The organism is Zoogloea sp. LCSB751, assembly GCF_002028455.1.
Taxonomy (GTDB): Bacteria; Pseudomonadota; Gammaproteobacteria; order Burkholderiales; family Rhodocyclaceae; genus Zoogloea.
This window is the reverse complement of sequence record NZ_MWUM01000001.1, coordinates 82,390-105,176: the sequence shown is the minus strand read 5'-3', so window position 1 is coordinate 105,176 and position 22,787 is coordinate 82,390. Positions and strand designations below refer to the sequence as shown.

Genomic DNA, 22,787 nt, shown 5'->3' with positions numbered 1-22,787 from the left:
TAATCCTTATCTGGTTTCGATTAATTACTTGCGATTGCTGATAACGGCTTCCGCGACGCTCTTCGGTGCCTCAGAGTAGTGCTTGAACTCCATCGAGTAAGTCGCACGACCCTGCGTCAGAGAACGGAGCTGGGTCGCATAACCGAACATCTCGGCCAGCGGCACCTCAGCCTTGACTTCCTTCATGCCGCCAGGAATATCGTCCATACCCTGAACGATACCGCGACGGGAGGACAGATCGCCCATCACGTTGCCCATGTAGTCTTCCGGGGTCTCTACAACAACAGCCATCATCGGCTCAAGCAGAACCGGATTGGCCTTGCGCATTGCATCCTTGAATGCCATGGACGCAGCCATCTTGAAAGCGTTTTCGTTGGAGTCCACGTCGTGGTAAGAACCATCGAACAGGGTCACTTTAACGTCAACCACCGGGAAGCCGGCCAGCACGCCATTCGGCAGCGTTTCCTGCAGGCCCTTGTCGACCGCAGGGATGTACTCGCGGGGAACCACACCACCCTTGATCGCATCGACGAATTCGTAGCCCTTGCCGGTTTCGTTCGGCTCAAGCTTGATCCAGACGTGACCAAACTGACCACGACCACCCGACTGCTTGACGAACTTACCTTCTTGCTCGACAGCCTTGCGAATAGCCTCGCGGTAAGCAACCTGCGGAGCGCCGACGTTGGCCTCAACGTTGAATTCGCGCTTCATGCGATCAACGATGATTTCGAGGTGCAACTCGCCCATGCCGGAGATGATGGTCTGGCCAGACTCTTCGTCCGTACGCACACGGAAGGACGGATCCTCGGCAGCCAGACGACCCAGCGCGATACCCATCTTTTCCTGGTCGCCCTTGGTCTTCGGCTCGACAGCAACGTGAATCACGGGATCAGGGAATTCCATGCGCTCGAGAATGATCGGCGCATCCGGATCGCAGAGGGTTTCACCTGTCGTCACTTCCTTCAAGCCCACACAAGCAGCGATGTCGCCTGCCAGAACTTCCTTGATCTCTTCACGCTCGTTGGCGTGCATCTGCAGAATACGGCCGATGCGCTCTTTCTTGTCCTTAACGGAGTTCAGGACGGTAGCACCGGAGTTCAGCACGCCAGAATACACACGAACGAAGGTCAGCTGACCAACGAACGGATCGGTCATCAGCTTGAAAGCCAGTGCAGCAAACTTTTCGCTATCGGACGCCTTGCGTTCAACAGCCTTACCATCCTCGTCTTCACCCTGAACTGGCGGAATATCGACCGGAGACGGGAGGAATTCGATCACGGCGTCAAGCATGCGCTGTACACCTTTGTTCTTGAAGGCAGTACCACACAGCATCGGCTGGATTTCACAGGCGATGGTACGGGTACGCAGACCGAGCTTGATCTTCTCTTCGGACAGATCACCGTTCTCAAGGTACTCGTTCATGAGTTCCTCGGAAGCCTCCGCTGCCGCCTCAACCATCTGCTCGCGCCAGGACTGAGCTTCGTCCTGCAGATCAGCGGGAATCTCGACGTAGTCAAACTTCATACCCTGGGACGCCTCGTCCCACAGGATAGCCTTCATCTTGATCAGATCGACCACACCGGTGAAGGTATCTTCAGCACCAATGGGGATCACAACCGGAACCGGATTGGCCTTCAGACGGGTCTTCATCTGGTCGACGACCTTGAAGAAGTTGGCACCCGAACGGTCCATCTTATTCACGAAGGCAAGGCGAGGCACCTTGTACTTGGTAGCCTGACGCCACACCGTTTCAGACTGGGGCTGAACGCCACCCACAGCACAGTACACCATGCACGCACCATCAAGCACACGCATGGAACGCTCGACTTCAATAGTGAAGTCCACGTGCCCCGGGGTGTCGATGATGTTGAAACGATGTTCCGGGAGGTTCATTTCCATGCCCTTCCAGAAACAAGTGGTCGCAGCGGAGGTAATCGTGATACCCCGCTCCTGCTCTTGCTCCATCCAGTCCATGGTGGCGGCGCCATCGTGAACTTCACCGATCTTGTGGTTCACACCCGTATAGAAAAGGATGCGTTCCGTCGTGGTGGTTTTGCCGGCGTCAATGTGAGCCGAGATACCGATATTACGGTAGCGCTCGATCGGGGTCTTCCGTGCCACAGTGCTAACCTTGCCTTCCTGAATTTGCGAACCCCGCAAAATGGAGTTCGTACAGATACTTACAAACAAGTCGAGCCCCTTTCAGGGCCCGACGTGGACTTCGCCAAAAATCAGAAGCGGTAGTGGGAGAAGGCCTTGTTGGCTTCTGCCATGCGATGCACTTCTTCACGCTTCTTCATAGCGGCGCCACGGCCCTCAGCGGCCTCAAGCAACTCGCCAGCCAGGCGCTGGGCCATGGACTTCTCGGAACGCTTGCGAGCAGCTTCACGCAGCCAGCGCATGGACAAGGCCATACGACGAGCAGGACGCACTTCCACGGGCACTTGGTAGTTAGCACCACCAACGCGGCGGCTCTTGACTTCCACGACCGGACGAACGTTGCTCAACGCAGCGGAGAACACCTCAAGGGGGTCCTTGCCGGCAGCCTTGGCAACGATGGCATCAAAGGCGCCATAAACAATGCGCTCAGCGACGGACTTCTTGCCGCTTTGCATGATGGCGTTGATGAACTTGGAAACATCCTGACTACCGAACTTCGGATCGGGCAGGACTTCACGCTTGGGTACGTCACGACGACGGGGCATGATTGACTCTCGCTATTCTTTGAATGCCGACAATTAAGACTTTTTCGGGCGCTTAGCACCGTACTTCGAACGGGACTGCTTACGATCCTTGACGCCTTGCAGATCAAGGGAGCCACGAACGATGTGGTAACGCACACCAGGCAAATCCTTAACCCGGCCACCGCGGATCAGCACAACCGAGTGCTCCTGCAGGTTGTGACCTTCACCACCGATATAGGAGATCACTTCGAAGCCGTTGGTCAGACGAACCTTGGCCACCTTACGCAGTGCGGAGTTCGGCTTCTTCGGAGTAGTGGTGTAAACACGGGTGCAAACGCCCCGCTTTTGCGGGCAAGCCTCGAGCGCGGGAACCTTGCTCTTGGAAACGGGCGCCTGCCGGCCCTTACGAACGAGTTGATTAATTGTTGGCATAGCTAAGAATTTCCCAAAACACCGAGGCAGCCCGCCAGGGACCGCCTCGGATGGTTATTCCGGCTGCGACTGACTACGATTGGCCAGTCCGCAAAAAGAGGCCGGAGTATATCGCCTTCGTCAAGTTTTCGTCAACCAGCATGCGGGGCATTTTCGGCTTCCGAGGCCTCGACCCGCGGCTCCCAGGCATGCCCTTCACCTAGATCCTCACCCAGTGTCTGGGCTTTGCGATTGCGGTGATAGGCCAGACCGGTACCCGCCGGAATGAGACGACCGACAATGACGTTTTCCTTGAGGCCACGAAGCTCGTCACGCTTGCCGAGAATTGCGGCCTCGGTGAGCACGCGGGTCGTTTCCTGGAAGGAAGCCGCGGAGATGAACGAGTCGGTAGACAGCGACGCCTTCGTGATACCCAGCAACAGGTAGCTGTAGTTGGCCGGCAGCTTGCCTTCGGCAACGATCTTGTCGTTCTCGTCCAGTACTTCCGCACGCTCGACCTGCTCTTCGCGGATGAAACCGGTATCGCCCGGGTCGGTGATAACCACGCGACGCAGCATCTGGCGAACGATCACCTCGATGTGCTTGTCGTTGATCTTCACGCCCTGCAGTCGATACACGTCCTGCACCTCGTCGATGATATAGCGGGCCAGAGCCTCGACACCCTGCAGACGCAGGATGTCGTGCGGATCCGCCGGACCGTCGACGATCAGCTCGCCCTTGTTCACGACTTGGCCATCGTGCACCATGACGTGCTTGTCCTTCGGGATCAGGAACTCGTGGACCGTGCCGTCCGGCTCGGTGATCACGAGACGCTGCTTGCCCTTGGTATCCTTGCCGAAGGAGACGGTACCCGTCACCTCGGCCAGAACGCCCGCATCCTTCGGGGCGCGAGCCTCGAAGAGTTCTGCCACTCGCGGCAAACCACCGGTAATGTCGCGAGTCTTCGCGGATTCCTGCGGGATACGTGCAAGCACGTCACCCACGGAGACTTCCTGACCATCCTTCACGGTGATCAGCGAACCGACCTGGAAGGTGATCGACACGGCGTGCTCGGTACCGGCGATCCTCACTTCCTCGCCGGTCTCGGTCAGCAGCTTGACCTGCGGACGCACACCCTTCGCCGAGCTGGCGCCGCGCCGCTTGGCATCGATGACCACCAGCGTGGACAGACCCGTCACTTCGTCGATCTGCTTCGCAACGGTGACGCCCTCTTCGACATTCTCGAACTTAACGAAGCCGGCGTATTCCGTAATGATCGGACGAGTGTGGGGATCCCACGTGGCAAGCTGGGTGCCCGCCTTGATCGCCACGCCCTCGTCGACAGCCAGGGTGGCGCCGTAAGGAATCTTGTGGCGCTCACGCTCGCGGCCCATTTCGTCGGTCACGACGACTTCGGCCGACCGGGAAATCACGATCTTCTCACCCTTGGCGTTGGCCACATAACGCATGTTCTGCGTGAAGCGGATCACGCCGGCAGACTTGGCCTCGACCGAACTGGCGGCGGCGGCCCGGGATGCGGCACCACCCACGTGGAAGGTACGCATCGTCAGCTGGGTACCCGGCTCACCGATCGACTGGGCAGCGATCACGCCGACAGCCTCACCGGCATTTACCAGGGAGCCGCGGCCGAGATCGCGGCCATAGCACTTGGCGCACAGACCATAGCGAGTCTCGCAGGACAGCGGAGTGCGCACGCGGACTTCGTCGATGCCGAGGCTCTCGATGAGCTCCACCGCATCTTCGTCCAGCATCGTGCCAGCGTCGATAACGGTTTCCTGCGTATCCGGATTAACCAGGTCATCGGTCGTAACGCGGCCGAGAATCCGGTCGCGCAGCGGCTCCACAACCTCACCGCCTTCGATCAGGGCCTTCATCAGGAAGCCGCTCTTCGTGCCGCAGTCATCCTCGATGACCACCAGATCCTGCGTCACGTCCACCAGACGACGGGTCAGGTAACCGGAGTTCGCGGTCTTCAGCGCCGTATCCGCCAGACCCTTACGGGCACCGTGGGTGGAGATGAAGTACTGCAGAACGTTCAGACCTTCGCGGAAGTTGGTCGTAATCGGAGTCTCGATAATGGAGCCGTCCGGCTTCGCCATCAGACCGCGCATACCGGCCAGCTGACGGATCTGCGCAGCGGAACCCCGTGCGCCGGAGTCGGCCATCATGTAGATGGAGTTGAAGGACTCCTGTTTGACCGTCTTGCCGTTGCGATCGACGACATCCTCCTGGCCAAGCTGGTCCATCATCGCCTTGGCGACCTGGTCACCGGCGCGGCCCCAGATATCCACCACCTTGTTGTAGCGCTCACCATCGGTCACCAGACCGGAGGTGTACTGCTGGGCGATTTCCTTGACTTCCTGCTCGGCAGCCTGGATCAGCGGGTGCTTCAGTTCGGGCACCAGCATGTCCTTCACGGCGATCGAGATACCGGCGCGGGTTGCGAGACCGAAGCCGGCCTGCATCAACTTGTCGGCAAAGATCACGGTGGCCTTCAGGCCGCAACGCCGGAAGGAGGCGTTGATCAGCTTGGAGATCTCCTTCTTTTTCATCGGCTTCTGCAGCACGCTGAAGGGAAGACCCGCCGGCAGGATTTCCGACAGGATGGCGCGACCAACGGTGGTCTCGTGGCGGGTGATCTTTTCGATCGTCTCGCCTTCCGGCCCCAGATCCCATTCCTTCAGGCGGACGATGACCTTGGCGTGCAGGGACACCTGACCCGACTCGTAGGCGCGCTTCACTTCGCCCACATCGGCAAACGCCATGCCCTCGCCCTTGGCATTTACACCGGCGCGCGTCGCATAGTACAGACCCAGCACGATATCCTGGGACGGCACGATGATCGGCTCACCGTTGGCAGGGGACAGGACGTTGTTGGACGCCAGCATCAGCGTGCGGGCTTCCATCTGCGCTTCCAGCGACAGCGGCACGTGGACGGCCATCTGGTCACCGTCGAAGTCGGCGTTGAACGCCACGCAGACCAGCGGGTGCAGTTGCAGTGCCTTGCCTTCGATCAGGGTCGGCTCGAAGGCCTGGATACCCAGACGGTGCAGCGTCGGCGCACGGTTCAGCATGACCGGATGTTCGCGGATCACCTCTTCGAGGATGTCCCACACCACCGGCTCCTGGCCTTCCACCATCTTCTTGGCCTGCTTGATGGTGGTCGCAAGCCCCATCAGTTCGAGCTTGTTGAAGATGAAAGGCTTGAACAGCTCGAGCGCCATCAGCTTGGGCAGGCCGCACTGGTGCAGCTTGAGCTGCGGGCCCACGGTAATCACCGAACGGCCGGAGTAGTCAACGCGCTTACCCAGCAGGTTCTGACGGAAGCGACCGCCCTTACCCTTGATCATGTCGGCCAGGGACTTGAGCGGACGCTTGTTGGCACCGGTCATGGCCTTGCCGCGACGACCGTTGTCGAGCAGGGAGTCGACGGACTCCTGCAGCATCCGCTTTTCGTTGCGGACGATGATTTCCGGCGCCTTCAGCTCGAGCAGACGCTTCAGACGGTTGTTCCGGTTGATGACGCGACGGTAGAGGTCGTTCAGGTCGGAAGTCGCAAAGCGGCCGCCGTCCAGCGGAACCAGCGGACGCAGGTCCGGCGGCAGCACGGGCAGCACTTCGAGGATCATCCAGTCCGGCTTGATGCCGGACTGCTGGAAGGCCTCCAGCACTTTCAGGCGCTTGGAGATCTTCTTGATCTTGGCTTCGGAACCGGTGGTTTCCAGCTCGGAGCGGAGCTTCTCGATCTCGTGGGGCAGATCGAGGCTGCGCAGCATCTCGCGGATACCTTCGGCGCCCATCAGCGCGATGAAGTCGTCACCGTACTCTTCAACCTTGGCCAGATAATCGTCTTCCGACAGGATCTGGGCACGGTTCAGCGGGGTCATGCCGGGATCGGTGACCACGTAGGCTTCAAAGTACAGCACGCGTTCAATGTCGCGCAGGGTCATGTCGAGCACCATGCCGAGACGGCTCGGCAGGCTCTTCAGGAACCAGATATGGGCAACCACCGAGGCCAGCTCGATGTGCGCCATGCGTTCACGGCGGACCTTCGACAGCGTCACTTCGACGCCGCACTTCTCGCAGATCACACCGCGGTGCTTGAGGCGCTTGTACTTGCCGCACAGACACTCGTAGTCCTTCACCGGGCCAAAGATCTTGGCACAGAAGAGGCCATCACGTTCCGGCTTGAAAGTCCGGTAGTTGATGGTCTCAGGCTTCTTCACTTCGCCATACGACCAGGACCGGATCGTCTCGGGAGACGCCAGGCTGATGGTAATGGCATCGAACTCTTCCTCGTTCGGCAGGCTTTGCTTGAACAGATCAGCGAGCAAACTTTTCATCAATCACTCCATCCAGGGTGAGCACGCATCGTCGAAACCGGCCGCTTAGTAGCGGTCCAGATCGATATCGATGGCCAGAGAGCGAATTTCCTTGACCAGCACGTTGAAGGATTCCGGCATACCGGCATCGATCTTGTGCTCGCCCTTGACGATGTTTTCGTACACCTTGGTCCGGCCGGTAACGTCGTCCGACTTGACGGTAAGCATTTCCTGCAGCGTGTAGGCGGCACCGTAGGCCTCGAGTGCCCACACTTCCATTTCCCCGAAACGCTGACCACCGAACTGAGCCTTACCACCCAGCGGCTGCTGAGTAACCAGGGAGTACGGACCGGTGGAACGGGCATGCATCTTGTCGTCGACCAAGTGGTGCAGCTTCAGCATGTGCTTGTAGCCGACGGTCACCTGACGCTCGAAGGGCTCGCCGGTGCGGCCATCGAACAGGTTGACCTGACCACTGGACGGCAGACCTGCCAGCTCGAGCATGCCCTGAATTTCATCTTCTTCCGCGCCGTCGAAGACGGGGGTTGCGAAAGGCACGCCCTTGCGCAGGTTATGCGCCAGTTCGAACACTTCGGTTTCGCTGAAGTCGCTGATTTCCTCAGGCTTGCCACTATCGTTATAGATCTCTTCCAGGAAACCGCGAACCTCGGCGGCAGTGGCCTTGGCACGCAGCATGCTGTCGATCTTGTTGCCGAGGCCCTTGGCAGCCCAGCCCAGATGGGTTTCCAGCACCTGACCGATGTTCATCCGCGACGGCACGCCCAACGGGTTCAGCACGATGTCCATCGGCGTACCGTCTTCCATGTACGGCATGTCTTCAACCGGAACGATCTTGGAGACCACACCCTTGTTACCGTGACGGCCGGCCATCTTGTCACCAGGCTGCAGACGACGCTTCACGGCGAGGTACACCTTGACCATCTTCTGCACGCCCGGCGGCAGTTCGTCGCCCTGGGTGAGCTTCTTCTTCTTGGCTTCGAAGGCCAGATCGAAGTCCTTGCGGGTCTTCTCGAGGGCTTCGCGCACGGACTCCATCTGCGCCGCGATGGCCTCGTCGGCCATGCGGATGTCGAACCAGGTGTAGTGCTCGAGACCTTCCAGATATTCCTTGGTGATCGCGGCCCCCTTGGCCAGACGCTTCGGACCACCGTTAGCCGGCTGACCGATGATCATCCGCTCGATACGCTCGAAGGCATCGCGCTCCACGATACGCATCTGGTCGGCCAGATCAGTCTTGAAGCCGCGCAGCATGTCGTCGATGATCGACTGGGCACGCTTGTCGCGCTCGATACCTTCGCGGGTGAACACCTGCACGTCAATGACCACGCCGTTCATGCCGGACGGCACGCGCAGCGAAGTATCCTTCACATCGGAAGCCTTCTCGCCGAAGATCGCGCGCAGCAGCTTTTCTTCCGGCGTCAGCTGGGTTTCGCCCTTCGGCGTCACCTTGCCGACCAGCACGTCACCGGCTTCGACTTCCGCGCCGATGTAAACGATGCCGGACTCGTCGAGGCGGGACAGCTGTGCTTCGCCGAGGGATGCGATATCACGGGTGATTTCTTCGGGGCCCAGTTTGGTGTCACGGGCAACGACGGTCAGTTCCTCGATGTGGATCGAGGTGAAGCGGTCATCCGCCACCACGCGTTCGGAGATCAGGATCGAATCTTCGAAGTTGTAGCCGTTCCAGGTCATGTAGGCGATCAACATGTTCTGGCCAAGCGCCAGTTCGCCCATGTCGGTGGAAGCACCGTCGGCGATCACGTCGCCGCGCGCCACCACGTCGCCCACTTTCACCACCGGACGCTGGTTGATGTTGGTGTTCTGGTTGGAGCGGGTGTACTTGATCAAGTTGTAGATATCGACACCGACTTCACCAGCCACGGTTTCATCGTCGTTCACGCGGATCACGATACGGTTGGCATCCACGTAGTCGACGATACCGCCGCGCCGCGCCTGTTCGGCAGTACCCGAGTCCACCGCCACGGTGCGCTCGATACCGGTACCGACGAAAGGCTTCTCCGGACGCAGGCAGGGCACCGCCTGACGCTGCATGTTGGCGCCCATCAGTGCGCGGTTCGCGTCGTCGTGTTCCAGGAACGGAATCAGTGAGGCCGCCACAGACACGATCTGACCTGGCGCCACGTCCATGTACTGGATCTGGTCGGCGGTCACCAGCATCGATTCGCCGCGGATACGGCAGGACACCAGCTCGTCGATCAGCTTGCCTTCGGCGTCGATTTCCGCGTTCGCCTGGGCGATCACGTACTGACCTTCCTCAATAGCCGACAGGTAGTCGATCTGGTCGGTGATCTTGCTGTCCACCACCTTGCGGTACGGGGTCTCGAGGAAGCCGTACTGATTGGTGCGGGCAAACAGCGCCAGCGAGTTGATCAGGCCGATGTTCGGACCTTCCGGCGTTTCGATCGGACACACGCGGCCGTAGTGGGTCGGGTGCACATCTCGCACTTCGAAGCCGGCGCGCTCGCGGGTCAGACCGCCCGGGCCAAGGGCCGACACGCGGCGCTTGTGGGTGATCTCGGCCAGCGGATTGGTCTGGTCCATGAACTGGGACAACTGACTGGAACCGAAGAACTCCTTGATGGCGGCGCTGATCGGCTTCGCATTGATCAGGTCGTGCGGCATCAGATTGTCGCTCTCGGCCTGGCCAAGACGCTCCTTTACCGCCCGCTCGACACGCACCAGACCGGCACGGAACTGGTTCTCGGCCAGTTCGCCGACGGAACGCACGCGACGGTTGCCAAGGTGGTCGATATCGTCGATCTCGCCGCGGCCGTTACGCAGTTCGACAAGCACGCCGACAACCGCCAGGATGTCCTCGTTGGACAGGGTGCCCGGACCTTCACCATCCTTGCGACCGACGGTCTCGTAGAGACGCTTCTGCCAATCGGGCGCCTTGTCGTCCAGCTTCTCTGGGTAGGCACGGCGATTGAACTTCATGCGGCCGACAACCGACAGGTCGTAACGCTCGGGCAGGTAGAACAGGCCCTGGAACAGCGCTTCGACGGCATCTTCCGTGGGCGGCTCGCCCGGACGCATCATGCGGTAGATTGCCACGCGGGCAGCCCACTGGTCGGCCGTTTCGTCCGTCCGCAGGGTCTGGGAAATGTGCGAACCGCGGTCCAGGTCGTTCAGGTACAGCGTGTTGAAATCGGTGACACCGGCATCCCGCAGCTTGTCAAGGACGTCTTCGGTGATCTCTTCGTTGGCGCGCGCAACCAGCTCGCCATCGGGGCTGACGATGTTGGTGGCCAGCACACGCCCCAGCAGGAAGTCATCCGGCACGGTGACCACGTCGATACCGGCAGTCGCCAGTTCGCGGATGTGCTTGGCGGTAATCCGCTTGTCCTTGGTCACGATGACCTTGCCAGACGCGTCCACGACATCGAATTTCGCCATTTCGCCACGCAGGCGGTCGGGAACCAATCCGAACTGTGCGCCCTCGCCCAGCAGCGTGAATTTCTCAAAGTCGTGGAAAGTGGCCAGGATCTCTTCCGGCGACATGCCGATCGCCTTCAGCAGGATGGTCACCGGCATCTTGCGGCGACGGTCCACGCGGAAGTACAGGTAGTCCTTCGGATCGAACTCGAAGTCAAGCCAGGAGCCGCGGTAGGGGATGATCCGCGCGGAGAACAGCAGCTTGCCCGAAGAGTGGGTCTTGCCGCGGTCATGCTCGAAGAACACGCCGGGGGAACGGTGCAGCTGGGACACGATGACCCGCTCGGTACCGTTCACGACGAAGGAGCCGTTGTTGGTCATGAGCGGAATTTCGCCCATGTACACTTCCTGCTCCTTGACTTCCTTGATGGTCTCCTTGGCCGCTTCCTTGTCCAGGATGACCAGACGGACCCGTGCCCGCAGCGGCGATGCATACGTAAGGCCGCGTTGCTGACACTCCTTCACATCGAAGGCGGGCTCACCGAGATTGAATTGCACGAATTCCAGCCGAGCGTTGCCGCTGTGGCTGGTAATCGGAAAAATGGAATTGAAGGCAGCCTGAAGACCTTGATTTGCCCGCGCTGCAGGCAGAGTATCTGCCTGCAGGAAAGACGCATAGGATTCAAGCTGAGTGGCCAGCAGATAAGGCACATTCTTGACAGCTGCGCGCTTGGCGAAGCTTTTACGAATGCGCTTTTTCTCGGTGTAGGAGTACGCCATAGATGCTCCGGGTCTGAGAAGTCGGACGTCAGAAGACAAAAGACAGCATTTCGGACACTTGATTCAACGCATGGCGCGCTTTAATCTGCGTCGAACGCTCTTTTTTGTCGTCTGGCATGGACGGTTGAAACAGAAAACAGAAAGCGCAAAAGGGCCGATGCCAAAACGGCATCAGCCCCTTGCGGGAGATCAAAATTACTTGATTTCGACCTTCGCGCCCGCGTCTTCGAGCTGCTTCTTCAGCGCTTCGGCGTCGGCCTTGGCGATGCCTTCCTTCACGGGCTTCGGAGCGCCATCGACGAGGTCCTTGGCTTCCTTCAGGCCCAGGCCGGTCACGGCGCGGACAACCTTAATCACTTCAACCTTCTTGTCGCCGGCGGCCAGCAGCACGACGTTGAACTCGGTCTGCTCTTCGACAGCAGCAGCAGCCCCACCAGCAGCGCCAGGAGCGGCGACAGCCAGGGCAGCGGCGGAAACGCCAAACTTCTCTTCGAACGCCTTGACCAGGTCGTTCAGTTCGATAACGGTCAGCGCGCCAACGGCTTCGAGGATGTCTTCTTTGGTAATTGCCATCTCAAAATACTCCAGATCTAATTTCGTACGTTTTGCCGGGGATCGACCAATCAGGCCGCGGCTTCTTCTTCACGCTTCTTGGCGAGGGCGCCCAGCACAACGGCAAAGCCGGAAACCGGGGCCTGCATGACGCCGACGAGCCTGGCGAGCAGTTCTTCGCGGCCGGGGATCGAGGCCAGGGCTTGCACGCCAGCCTTATCGAGCACCTTGCCAGCGTAGGAACCAGCCTTCAGCACCAGCTTGTCGTTGGTCTTCGCGAAATCGGCGAGGACCTTGGCGGCAGCCACGGGATCAGCGGAAATGCTGTAGATCAGCGGGCCGATCATTTGATCGGACAGCCCGGCGAAGGACGTATCCGCCACGGCACGACGGGCCAGGGTGTTCTTCAGCACGCGCAGATAAACGCCGGACTCGCGAGCCTTGGCACGCAGCGTGGTGAGATTACCCACCGCAATACCTGCGTACTCAGCCACGATGATGGTCTGGGCGTTCGCTACTTGCGCCGACACCTCGGCCACTACGGCCTTTTTGTCGTCGAGATTCAGACTCAAAGTCTTTCCTCCTATCAAGTCAACACGCGATGAAAGCTTCATCGCACCTACGGCGACCTGGATCAGGAGCTTTGCCTTTCGTTGGCACGAAAAGCGGAAATCCTGTCTGGGGCACCGTCTACGCAGGCTTTCGGTGATTAAGCAGCCCTGCCGGAGCCGGACTGCACCTGCGGTCTTTGACGATCCGGCCAGTCATCTTGCGACGACTGGCCGTCCCAAAGTTCTAGTTACTGCTGTGCAGTGACAGTTGCGGGTTCCACACGGACACCGGCGCCCATGGTGGACGACACGGCAACCTTGCGGAGATACACACCCTTGGAAGCGGCGGGCTTGGCCTTGACCAGCGCGTCGATCAGGGCGTTCACGTTCTGCTGCAGCGCTTCCACAGAGAAGGAGGCGCGGCCCACGGTAGCGTGGATCAGACCAGCCTTGTCGGTGCGGTACTGAACCTGGCCAGCCTTGGCATTCTTGACAGCGGTGGTCACATCCATGGTCACGGTGCCAACCTTCGGATTCGGCATCAGACCGCGGGGGCCGAGGATCTGGCCAAGGGCGCCGACGACACGCATTGCGTCCGGGGTGGCGATGCACAGATCGAAGTCGATCGTGCCGCCCTTCACCTGCTCGGCGAGATCGTCGAAACCAACCACATCGGCACCCGCCGCACGGGCAGCTTCAGCCTTGTCACCCTGGGCAAACACGGCAACGCGGACGCTCTTGCCAGTACCGGCAGGCAGCACCACGGAGCCACGAACCAGCTGGTCGGACTTCTTGGCATCAACGCCGAGGTTCACCGCGATATCGACGGACTCGTCAAACTTGGCAGTGGCACAATCCTTGACCAGGGCCAGGGCTTCGGTCAGCGGGTAGGTCTTGTTACGGTCGACCTTGGCACGCAGGGCCTGACCGCGCTTGGAAAGCTTCGCCATGATTACAGACCCTCTACGGTGATGCCCATGCTGCGGGCGGAACCAGCAATGGTACGGATAGCGGCTTCGACGTCGGCAGCGGTGAGATCCTTGACCTTGACCTTGGCGATTTCTTCGCACTGGGCTTTGGTGATCTTGCCAACCTTGTCGGTATGGGGCTTGGGGGAACCCTTCTGGATACCGGCAGCCTTCTTGATCAGAATCGTGGCCGGGGGAGACTTCATCACGAAGGTGAAGCTCTTATCGGCGAAGGCGGTGATCACCACGGGGATCGGCAGGCCGGGCTCAAGACCTTGGGTCTGGGCGTTGAACGCCTTGCAGAACTCCATGATGTTGAGGCCGCGCTGGCCGAGGGCCGGACCGATCGGGGGACTGGGGTTGGCTTTACCTGCAGGGACCTGCAGCTTGATGTAGCCAATAATCTTCTTTGCCATTCGGCAACTCCTTATTGAGTGCTAGCGCGCGGAATGTCCGCGCTCCTCCGCCCTTGCGGGCTCAAAACAGGGCGCCGCAGCGCCCTGGCGGGGTCAGGTCTTTTCGACCTGACCAAAATCCAGCTCAACCGGCGTCGCACGACCAAAGATGGTCACCGACACACGGATCTTGCTCTTGTCGTAATTGACTTCTTCGACGGAACCATTGAAATCGGTAAACGGGCCCTCCTTCACGCGCACCATTTCACCCACTTCAAACAGCACCTTCGGACGCGGTTTGTCGACACCATCCCGCATCTGCTGCATGATCTTCTCGACTTCCTTTTCGGAAATCGGCGTTGGCTTGTTGGCCGTGCCGCCAACAAAGCCGGTAACCTTGGGCGTCGACTTGATCAAATGCCAGCTATCGTCGTTCATCTCCATTTCCACCAGCACGTAGCCGGGGAAAAACTTGCGCTCGGAGATGCTCTTCTGACCGTTCCGCATTTCCACGACTTCTTCGACGGGAACGAGAATCTGGCCAAAGAAATCCTGCATGCCTGCTCGAGCAATACGCTCGACGAGCGCCCGCTGCACCGACTTTTCAAAGCCGGAATAGGCGTGTACCACGTACCAACGCTTGCTCATGATTTTTTCCAGCCCAGGATCAGGTCATAAAGGGTCCACTCGAGGGTCTTGTCGGTCACCCACAGGAAAACCGCCATGATCACCACGAAAGCAAAAACGATCCCGGTGGTCTGAAACGTTTCCTTGCGGGAAGGCCAGGCGACCTTCTTGGTTTCCGCTACCGTTTCGTTGGCGAAAACGGCAAAACGCTGCCCAGGCTCGGTTTTCCAAGCCACAGCAGCGCACAGCGCAACACCCGCGAGCACCGAAAGGACGCGCAGAACCATCGCCTGCTCGGAGAGCAGATAGAAGCCCACAACGCCGGCCACCAGTAAGACCAGTGCCAGCGCAAACTTGATTTTGTCGGCCATTGAAACTTGCGTCCGAATTAACTATGGCAGGGGCAGAGGGAATCGAACCCCCAACCTTCGGTTTTGGAGACCGACGCTCTGCCAGTTGAGCTATACCCCTGCAGCAGAGACTACGAAGAACCCCACGGGAAGCAGGGCTCTTCGAGTACGACTATCGAGTATTACTCGATAACCTTGGCAACCACACCGGCGCCGACGGTACGACCGCCTTCACGGATGGCGAAACGCAGACCTTCTTCCATGGCGATCGGAGCAATCAGCTTGACGGTCATGGAAATGTTGTCGCCCGGCATCACCATCTCGGTGCCTTCCGGCAGGGAGATGGAGCCCGTCACGTCCGTAGTACGGAAGTAGAACTGCGGACGGTAGTTGTTGAAGAACGGGGTGTGACGACCGCCTTCTTCCTTCGACAGCACATACACTTCACCGGTGAAGTGGGTATGCGGCTTGATGGAGCCCGGCTTGCACAGCACCTGGCCGCGCTCGACGTCTTCACGCTTGGTGCCGCGCAGCAGCACGCCCACGTTATCGCCAGCCTGACCCTGATCCAGCAGCTTGCGGAACATTTCCACGCCGGTGCAGATGGTCTTGACGGTCGGCTTGATGCCGACGATTTCAATTTCTTCACCGACCTTGACGATGCCGCGCTCGACACGACCGGTCACCACGGTACCACGACCGGAGATGGAGAACACGTCTTCGATCGGCAGCAGGAACGGCAGATCGATCGCGCGCTCCGGGGTCGGAATGTAGGAATCCAGCGCATCAGCCAGACGGAAGATGGACGGCTCGCCGATATCGGACTGATCGCCTTCCAGCGCCTTCAGGGCGGAACCCTTGATGATGGGCACGTCGTCGCCCGGGAAGTCGTACTTGGACAACAGCTCGCGCACTTCCATTTCAACCAGCTCGAGCAGCTCTTCGTCGTCAACCATGTCGCACTTGTTCAGATAGACGATGATGAAGGGCACACCAACCTGACGGGCCAGCAGGATGTGCTCGCGGGTCTGCGGCATCGGGCCGTCAGCGGCGGAACACACCAGGATGGCGCCGTCCATCTGGGCGGCACCGGTGATCATGTTCTTCACGTAGTCAGCGTGACCCGGACAGTCAACGTGAGCATAGTGACGGGTCTCGGTTTCGTATTCGACGTGCGCGGTGTTAATGGTGATACCACGAGCCTTTTCTTCCGGCGCCGCATCGATCTGGTCGTAGGCCTTCGCCTCGCCGCCGAACTTGCGCGACAGAACGGTCGTGATTGCAGCCGTCAGCGTCGTCTTGCCATGGTCAACGTGACCAATCGTGCCAACGTTCACGTGCGGCTTTTTCCGCTCGAACTTTTCCTTTGCCATGTCATCAACTCCGCAAAAAAATCAGAAAACCGGGTACTCACCCTGAGCTGCCGCACCAAACCGTGGTGCCCATGGGCAGGATTGAACTGCCGACCTCTCCCTTACCAAGGGAGTGCTCTGCCACTGAGCTACATGGGCCTCACACACTCAACCTGGAGCGGGTGAAGGGAATCGAACCCTCGTCATAAGCTTGGAAGGCTTCTGCTCTACCATTGAGCTACACCCGCTTTACAACGTACGACTCACATTCACCACTCACAACACCGCGACCTGCGGGCGGAGCTAACAGCAAAACCGCTGGTGGAGGGGGAAGGATTCGAACCTTCGAAGGCAGTGCCGTCAGATTTACAGTCTGATCCCTTTGACCGCTCGGGAACCCCTCCAAACGAGACGCGCATTATAGGTAGGCATAAAAAAGCTGTCAAACACTATTTTGTTTTTTTGTGGGATTGTCCCGGCTGTAGTGAAATGACTTCTCACAGGATATCTCTCTGCCCATGACTGACCAGGATGTACTCGTTGCCGCAATCCTCTCCAGCGGCGTAGTCCTGCCGAGCCCCGGCGCCGGCTTTCTGCGCCTACAGGCAGCGGCAACCGACGAAGATGCGGGACCGCGGGAGTTCACTGCGGCCATCGCCCACGATCCCGCGCTGACCGGGGCTTTGCTGCGCGTGGCAAACTCCCCGGTATTCCGGCCACGCAGTGCCCCCCGCTCTGTCCATGAGGCGATCACCATGCTGGGCCGGGTGCGAACCCTCGCCACCGCAGCCAGCACCGCGATGCGCGGCCAGTGTGTCGGCCTGGATGCGGCAGCCATTGAAGCCCTGTGGCAGGCGAGTGCCCGCGCAGCGGATCTCAGCTATCTGTTCTGCCGCGGCACGGAGCATCGGGCCTGGGCCGACACGGCCTATCTCGCGGCCCTGATGCAGGATGCGGGTGTCGCCGTCCTGCTGCGCCGCGCTCCCGAACACGCCCGCTTGCTGCGCCAAAGCGGTCCGGCACTGGAAGCCGGCACCCGCGCGGTCAACGCACTGACAGGCTGCGACCACGCGGCCGCCGGTTTCCTGGTCGCCCGCAACTGGCGACTTCCGGAGGTGGTCTGCGACGCGATCCGCTGCCACCACGACCCCCAGCTGGCCGGGCGGCTGGCCGACAATCCACGCCGGATCGCGCTTCTGCTGGCCATTGGCCGCCGCCTGCGCGACGGGCCGTCACCCGACTGGACCGACTGGGCGGCTCCCGTTCAGGAGGCGTTCGGAGTCGACGAAGACGAGCTGGACCGCTTGTTCACCGAATTCACCGGGCGCAGCTGAAGCCCGCTCACTGGCGGGAGGTGCCTGCCAGCAGCGCCCCGGCAGCCACAAAGATGCCGCCGAAGACCCGGTTGGCGAGCAGGCCGCGGCGCGGGCTGGCCAGCACACCTCGAAAACGGCTCGCCAGCAGTGCATAGCACGACATAACCGCCGTATCGAGGCTGCACATGGTCAACGCGATCACCGCGAACTGCGGCAACTGGGGAGCCAGCGGATCGATGAACTGAGGCACCAGTGCAGCGATGAAAACGATCGCCTTCGGATTGCCCAGATTGACCAGGATGCCCTGGCGATAGAAACCCCGATTCACTTCCGGGCCTGGCTCACCGAGCGCCATCGGCTCCCGCCAGCGCTGGATTCCCAGCCACACCAGATAGGCCGCGCCGGCCAGCTTGACGACCAGAAACGCCAGCTCAGAGGCCGCCAGCAAGGCCCCCAATCCCAGCGCGACCAAGGTCAGTTGCAGCAGCAGGGCCGTCTGCAGCCCGCAGATGGCCTTCAGCGCATGACGATAGCCATGGCGCAGCCCGACGCTCATGCTCAGCACCGCCCCTGGCCCGGGGGACAGGGCCACCACCAGCGTCGTCAGAAAGAAACCCAACCATAGATGCAAGGCCATACGAATCTCCAATCAACCGGCGTCGTCGCCGAGACGAAAACGCACCGGCACCACCACCGTGTCCTCGATCGGCTCGCCGCCGCGCTTGGCCGGCACGAATTTCCAGTGCCACACCGCCGTCGCCGCCGCCTCGTCGAGGCTTTCATGCCCGGAGCTCTCCCGGATCTTGACCGCTGTCGGAATGCCGTCCACGGACACCCGCACATCAAGGCGTACGATACCTTCCAGACCACGCCGACGGGCCATCATCGGGTAGGCGGGCTTGGGATTGTGCAGGTAGCCGGCGTTGAAACTGGCTGGCGAATAGGCTGGTGCCGCAGCCGCGATCCCGGCCCCCACCGACGGCGAACTGGCAACACCGGCCGGGGCCCCCGTTCCCTGGGCAACGACAAACGGGGATACAGCGGACGGCCCGCTGACCACTGTTGCTGCCGGTCGCTCGGCGGGCTGCTCGCTGACCAGACGGGCCGGCGCCGACGCAATCGGAGCCGCGGCTGGCGGATGACGCGTCTCGGACCTGGCAGCCTCCGGTCTGGCCGGCCGCGGAGGCGCCTCCTGGCGCGGCGGCGCCTTGGGTTTTTCGGGCAGCACCTCCTCCTGCACCAGGCGCGCCTCGAGAAGGCGCGGGGGCATCGTGACTGCAGCCGGCGCGAAGCCGCCGAGCCCCAGCGCCGCGCCATGCAGGGCCATCGACGCGGCCAGCGCAACGAGCACGCCGCGATCCGTCATCACAGGACAATACCGGCGGTCACGCGCAGGTAAAGCGCTCCGGACGCCCGCGCAGAAAGCTTGCCGGTAGGAGGGGTATCGGTCTTCAAAGGGTGCTCGTCGTAGTAAGTCGGTATGGCCGGCACTGTGCTCGATCCGTATCCAGAGCCCCGGCAGAGTGCGTAATCTGCCGCGCCGGCCGCTGGGCGACCTTAAGATCGATCAAGGTCGAGGGGACGGATCCTACCGAATTGTCCCCGATCAGTGGACGAACCCCAACATGACGCGGCCCTCAGGCCACCGGTTGGGAAGCCACCTCGCGCGCCCGGGCCAGCCGCAGCCCCAGCACGAAACTGCCAAAGATCACCCCGACCACCGCAAGGCCCAGCGCCAGTTCCTTGCCTTCCCCCCAGGCCTCCAGATCGGGCGACACCATCCGGGCCAGTCCGTAAGCGGCCACCAGCAGGCTCATACCGGCCACCGCCAGCGCCATCACCCGCGACGCGATCCGCGCGGTGTCATCGGCGCGGGCAATCAGGCGGGCAATCCACCAGCCGTTGGCCCCATCGGCGATCAGCATACCGAGCATGAAGACCAGGCCCAGCCCGGCCGCCGGCAGCCAGCCCCCGACCTGCACGCCGGCCATCGCGAACAGTGCCGCCTGGCTCACCGTGTCGAAAGACAGCGCGAACAGCGCCCCCACCAGGGCCACCCCCCCCGGATGGGCAGCCTGTCCGAGGCGCCCCAGCCAGCGCCCCTTGAGGCCCACCGGATGCACCACTTCGTGCGCTTCGGCGGCGAAGACCGCACGCAAATTGAGCACGCCGAGCAGGACCAGGAAGGCGATCGAGATCCACGCCCCCGACAACTCCAGCCACTCAGGCGCCGACCACGCGCCGGACAGCAGGCTCACCGCCAGCGCAATGGCCACCACCACCACACCGTGGCCAACGGAGAACAGGGTTCCGCAGTAACGCGCCCAGCCCGGATTGGCGCGGGCATTGAAGCGGGTCAGACCATCGATGGTGGCGAGGTGGTCGGCATCGAAGCCGTGCTTAAGCCCCAGAACGAAAACCAGCAGCACGAGCGCGAGGTGGTCGGAAGGCAAGGCAGTCATGGCGCGATCCCGGACGATCCGTATGAAGAAACTATCTTAGTTCATACAACAATCGTGCCAAAGCGCCACATCACGTCCCGACAGGGCCCGATCTACAGACGACGACAAGCACGCTGCCAAAACAGTCGTTACAGGGAAAAGGACGCTTCCAGACCATCACGACCGTCCCTGCCCATCTCCCGCTCGCGGCAGCCGCAACACGAACTCCGCGCCACCGTCGGGATGATTGCCGGCCGTCAGCGCACCGCCGTGGCGTTCGACGATGCCGTAACTGATCGACAAACCCAGGCCGGTTCCACTACCCACCGGCTTGGTGGTGAAAAAGGGGTCGAAGATATGCGGCAGATGGCGCGCGTCAATGCCGGGCCCGTTGTCGTGGAAGCGCACGACCACCGCGCCGTCCTCGACCGTCCCGTCTATCTGCAGCCGCGCGGCACCCTGGCCGGCGGTGGCATCGCTGGCGTTCTGGACCAGGTTCATCACCACCTGCTGCATCTGCCCCGAGGAGCCGCTCACCGGCAATTCGGCGGGCAGGCGGACATCCACCGTAAAGCGTTCCGGCGCCGCCTTGCACACCCAGGTCACCGAGCGGCCGATCACCGCCACCAGGTCGAAACGGCTGCTCTCCTCCCGGTCCAGCGCCGAGAAGCGCTTGAGGCCATCGACGATGTCGCGGGTCCGCTCAGCCCCTTCGATGGTGCCCTCGATGAGCGGATCCAGATCGCCCAGGATGCGGTCGATGCGCAGGCGCTGGCGCAGCTCGCTCAAGACCTCCGGCTGCTCGCAGGCATGCACCGCCGCCAGGTACTCCGCCAGGCGCCCCGCATAACGCTTGAGCGCATGGGTGTTGCCGAGAATGAAGCTGATCGGGTTGTTGAGTTCATGGGCCACCCCGGCCACCAGGCGGCCGAGGGAGGCCATCTTCTCCGAGTGCAGCAGCTGCTGCTGGGTCCGTTTGAGATCGTCATGGGCCTGGCGCAGCGCCGAATAGGCCTTGCGCAGTTCCCCCACCGGCCGCCCGGTGATCACCATCCCCAGTGACTTGCCCACCGACGAATAGCGCGGCGTGCAGTTGAGGGACACCGGCACTGCACTGCCATCGGCAGCCCGCAGGGACAGTTCGCAATCATGGATGGGCGCATCGCCACGCAGCGCGAACCAGCCACGGGCCAGCTCGATGGCCGCCGGATCGGCCAGCAGATCGAAGAACGGACTGCCACGCAGCACTTCGGAGGCCCGCCCGGTGAAGGCCTCCAGCGAACGGTTCACTTCCTCGATGCGCCCGCGCCGGTCGCACACCACCAGGATGTCGGAGATCGAGGTCAGCACCGACAGGATGAAGCCCTGGCTTTCCTCCAGTTTGGCGTTCTTCTCCTCGAGCGCGACCTCGTACTGCAGCAGGTCGGAATACACCTCGTCCATCTTCTGGATCACGTCGATCCAGGCACCCTCCCCCACCCCTTCCGGCGCCGCGGCCAGCAGGGCCGAGGAATCGGGCAGGCGACGCTCACCGTCCGCCATACTCAGCTCCGCGGCCGGTAATGGCCATGGGGAGGGGCGTGCCCATCGGCATGCGGATGGCTATGCCCATGGGTGTGGCTCTGCGCGCCAAACTCCGCCGTCACCAGGTTCAGTGCGCCGTGGCGGATGCCCGGCTTGGCGATCAGCGCATCGGCAAAGGCCCGCACCTCTGCCGTCGGCCCGCGCAGGATCACGCTTTCCATGCAGTTGTCGTGATCCAGGTGCGCATGCAGCGTCGCCACGCACAGGTCGTGGTGCTCGTGCTGGTCATGGGTGACACGCTCCGCCAGCTCGCGCTCGTGATGGTTGTAAACATAGGACAGGTTGGCGATGCAGTGCCCCGCTTCCTCCCGCGCCAGCCGGTTGCTCTCCAGCTGGGCGCGCAGAATGTCGCGCACCGCCTCGGAACGGTTCGAGTAGCCGCGCGCAGCGATCAGCGCATCGAACTCGCGGGCCAGATCTTCGTCGAGGGAGATGGTGAAACGTTCCACGGGGCGCTCCAGGCAAGGTCAGGCGAAGCATTCTGCCCCGCGCTCCCGTCCGCCGCAATCGACGCCCCCACGCCCTTCGCTGCACTGCGATAATCGAGCCAATGACATAGCCCTCCACGAAGGACGCCCATGGCCCGCATCCAGATCGAACTGCCCGAGCAGTTCCTCTTCTCGACCGACATCCCGATCTACATCACCCACATCAACAAGGCCCAGCACCTCGACAACGCCGCCCTCATCGCGCTGCTGTCGGAGGCGCGGGTACGCTTCTTCCGCTCCTTCGGCTACGACGAGCTGGACGTGGAAGGGGTCGGCATCGTGGTCGCCGACGCGGCACTGCAGTACAAGTCGGAAGCCTTCCACGGCGAGACCCTGGCGTTCTCGATGGCGCCCGCCGACTTCAACAAGTACGGCTTCGACCTGATGTGGACGGTTGCCGACAAGGCCAGCGGCCGCGAGGTGGCCCGCGGCAAGATAGGCATCCTGTTCTTCGACTACGCGGCCAGACGCGCCGCCCTCATCCCGCCGGCCTTCAGGGCCAAGATCAGCACCCCGGAGGCCGCGTAA

General features: G+C 61.5%; 19 protein-coding genes and 4 tRNA genes. 2 read left to right on the top strand and 21 right to left on the bottom strand.

What is annotated here, in order from left to right; translation table 11 throughout:
- Positions 1-24: 24 nt before the first annotated feature.
- From fusA to B4920_RS00430, 16 genes are all read right to left on the bottom strand, one after another.
- Positions 25-2,121, bottom strand: coding sequence for an elongation factor G (fusA, locus tag B4920_RS00505; protein ID WP_079432647.1), 2,097 nt, complete (start codon positions 2,119-2,121; stop codon positions 25-27).
- A gap of 110 nt (positions 2,122-2,231) precedes the next feature.
- The gene (gene rpsG / locus B4920_RS00500) at positions 2,232-2,705 is read right to left on the bottom strand and encodes a 30S ribosomal protein S7 (RefSeq protein ID WP_079432646.1); all 474 of its coding nucleotides are present in this window, start codon (positions 2,703-2,705) and stop codon (positions 2,232-2,234) included.
- A gap of 33 nt (positions 2,706-2,738) precedes the next feature.
- The gene (gene rpsL, locus B4920_RS00495; RefSeq protein ID WP_079432645.1) at positions 2,739-3,116 is read right to left on the bottom strand and encodes a 30S ribosomal protein S12; all 378 of its coding nucleotides are present in this window, start codon (positions 3,114-3,116) and stop codon (positions 2,739-2,741) included.
- A gap of 131 nt (positions 3,117-3,247) precedes the next feature.
- Complete coding sequence (gene rpoC, locus B4920_RS00490; protein ID WP_079432644.1) at positions 3,248-7,459, bottom strand: DNA-directed RNA polymerase subunit beta'; 4,212 nt, start codon at positions 7,457-7,459, stop codon at positions 3,248-3,250.
- 45 nt (positions 7,460-7,504) lie between these two features.
- Positions 7,505-11,635, bottom strand: a complete 4,131-nt coding sequence (gene rpoB / locus B4920_RS00485) for a DNA-directed RNA polymerase subunit beta (RefSeq protein ID WP_079432643.1) — start codon at positions 11,633-11,635, stop codon at positions 7,505-7,507.
- Between the two features lie 195 nt (positions 11,636-11,830).
- Positions 11,831-12,208, bottom strand: coding sequence for a 50S ribosomal protein L7/L12 (gene rplL / locus B4920_RS00480; protein WP_079432642.1), 378 nt, complete (start codon positions 12,206-12,208; stop codon positions 11,831-11,833).
- Positions 12,209-12,258: 50 nt separating this feature from the next.
- Complete coding sequence (rplJ, locus tag B4920_RS00475; protein ID WP_079432641.1) at positions 12,259-12,759, bottom strand: 50S ribosomal protein L10; 501 nt, start codon at positions 12,757-12,759, stop codon at positions 12,259-12,261.
- 227 nt (positions 12,760-12,986) lie between these two features.
- Positions 12,987-13,688 (bottom strand): 50S ribosomal protein L1, encoded by a 702-nt coding sequence (gene rplA / locus B4920_RS00470; protein WP_079432640.1) that lies wholly within the window; start codon positions 13,686-13,688, stop codon positions 12,987-12,989.
- A gap of 2 nt (positions 13,689-13,690) precedes the next feature.
- A complete protein-coding gene (rplK, locus tag B4920_RS00465; protein ID WP_079432639.1) occupies positions 13,691-14,122 on the bottom strand; it encodes a 50S ribosomal protein L11 in 432 nt (143 codons plus the stop codon).
- A 93-nt stretch (positions 14,123-14,215) separates the two neighbouring features.
- Positions 14,216-14,749 (bottom strand): transcription termination/antitermination protein NusG, encoded by a 534-nt coding sequence (nusG, locus tag B4920_RS00460; protein WP_079432638.1) that lies wholly within the window; start codon positions 14,747-14,749, stop codon positions 14,216-14,218.
- Positions 14,746-15,099, bottom strand: a complete 354-nt coding sequence (secE, locus tag B4920_RS00455) for a preprotein translocase subunit SecE (protein ID WP_079432637.1) — start codon at positions 15,097-15,099, stop codon at positions 14,746-14,748. Before secE ends, nusG begins: the two co-directional genes overlap by 4 nt.
- A 24-nt stretch (positions 15,100-15,123) precedes the next feature.
- Positions 15,124-15,199: transfer RNA gene (locus B4920_RS00450), tRNA-Trp, on the bottom strand.
- A gap of 61 nt (positions 15,200-15,260) precedes the next feature.
- Positions 15,261-16,451: an elongation factor Tu gene (gene tuf / locus B4920_RS00445; protein ID WP_079432636.1), complete on the bottom strand. Its 1,191-nt coding sequence runs from the start codon at positions 16,449-16,451 to the stop codon at positions 15,261-15,263.
- Positions 16,452-16,514: 63 nt separating this feature from the next.
- Positions 16,515-16,589: transfer RNA gene (locus B4920_RS00440), tRNA-Thr, on the bottom strand.
- A 15-nt stretch (positions 16,590-16,604) separates the two neighbouring features.
- Positions 16,605-16,678 (bottom strand) — tRNA-Gly (locus tag B4920_RS00435).
- A 71-nt stretch (positions 16,679-16,749) separates the two neighbouring features.
- Positions 16,750-16,834, bottom strand: a tRNA-Tyr gene (locus tag B4920_RS00430).
- Positions 16,835-16,948: 114 nt separating this feature from the next.
- On the opposite strand from B4920_RS00430, the gene B4920_RS00425 reads away from it, so the two are divergent.
- Complete coding sequence (locus B4920_RS00425; protein WP_079432635.1) at positions 16,949-17,764, top strand: HDOD domain-containing protein; 816 nt, start codon at positions 16,949-16,951, stop codon at positions 17,762-17,764.
- Positions 17,765-17,771: 7 nt separating this feature from the next.
- Here the strand turns inward: B4920_RS00425 and rhtB are convergent, their stop codons facing one another.
- The 5 genes from rhtB to nikR form a co-directional block, all read right to left on the bottom strand.
- A complete protein-coding gene (rhtB, locus tag B4920_RS00420) occupies positions 17,772-18,383 on the bottom strand; it encodes a homoserine/homoserine lactone efflux protein (RefSeq protein WP_079432634.1) in 612 nt (203 codons plus the stop codon).
- Between the two features lie 12 nt (positions 18,384-18,395).
- Positions 18,396-19,112, bottom strand: a complete 717-nt coding sequence (locus B4920_RS00415) for an energy transducer TonB (protein WP_139379393.1) — start codon at positions 19,110-19,112, stop codon at positions 18,396-18,398.
- 271 nt (positions 19,113-19,383) lie between these two features.
- The gene (locus B4920_RS00410) at positions 19,384-20,208 is read right to left on the bottom strand and encodes a nickel transporter (RefSeq protein WP_079432632.1); all 825 of its coding nucleotides are present in this window, start codon (positions 20,206-20,208) and stop codon (positions 19,384-19,386) included.
- 156 nt (positions 20,209-20,364) lie between these two features.
- Positions 20,365-21,729: a sensor histidine kinase gene (locus tag B4920_RS00405; RefSeq protein WP_079432631.1), complete on the bottom strand. Its 1,365-nt coding sequence runs from the start codon at positions 21,727-21,729 to the stop codon at positions 20,365-20,367.
- A gap of 2 nt (positions 21,730-21,731) precedes the next feature.
- Positions 21,732-22,220 (bottom strand): nickel-responsive transcriptional regulator NikR, encoded by a 489-nt coding sequence (gene nikR / locus B4920_RS00400; RefSeq protein ID WP_079432630.1) that lies wholly within the window; start codon positions 22,218-22,220, stop codon positions 21,732-21,734.
- A gap of 129 nt (positions 22,221-22,349) precedes the next feature.
- On the opposite strand from nikR, the gene B4920_RS00395 reads away from it, so the two are divergent.
- The gene (locus tag B4920_RS00395) at positions 22,350-22,787 is read left to right on the top strand and encodes a thioesterase family protein (RefSeq protein WP_079432629.1); all 438 of its coding nucleotides are present in this window, start codon (positions 22,350-22,352) and stop codon (positions 22,785-22,787) included.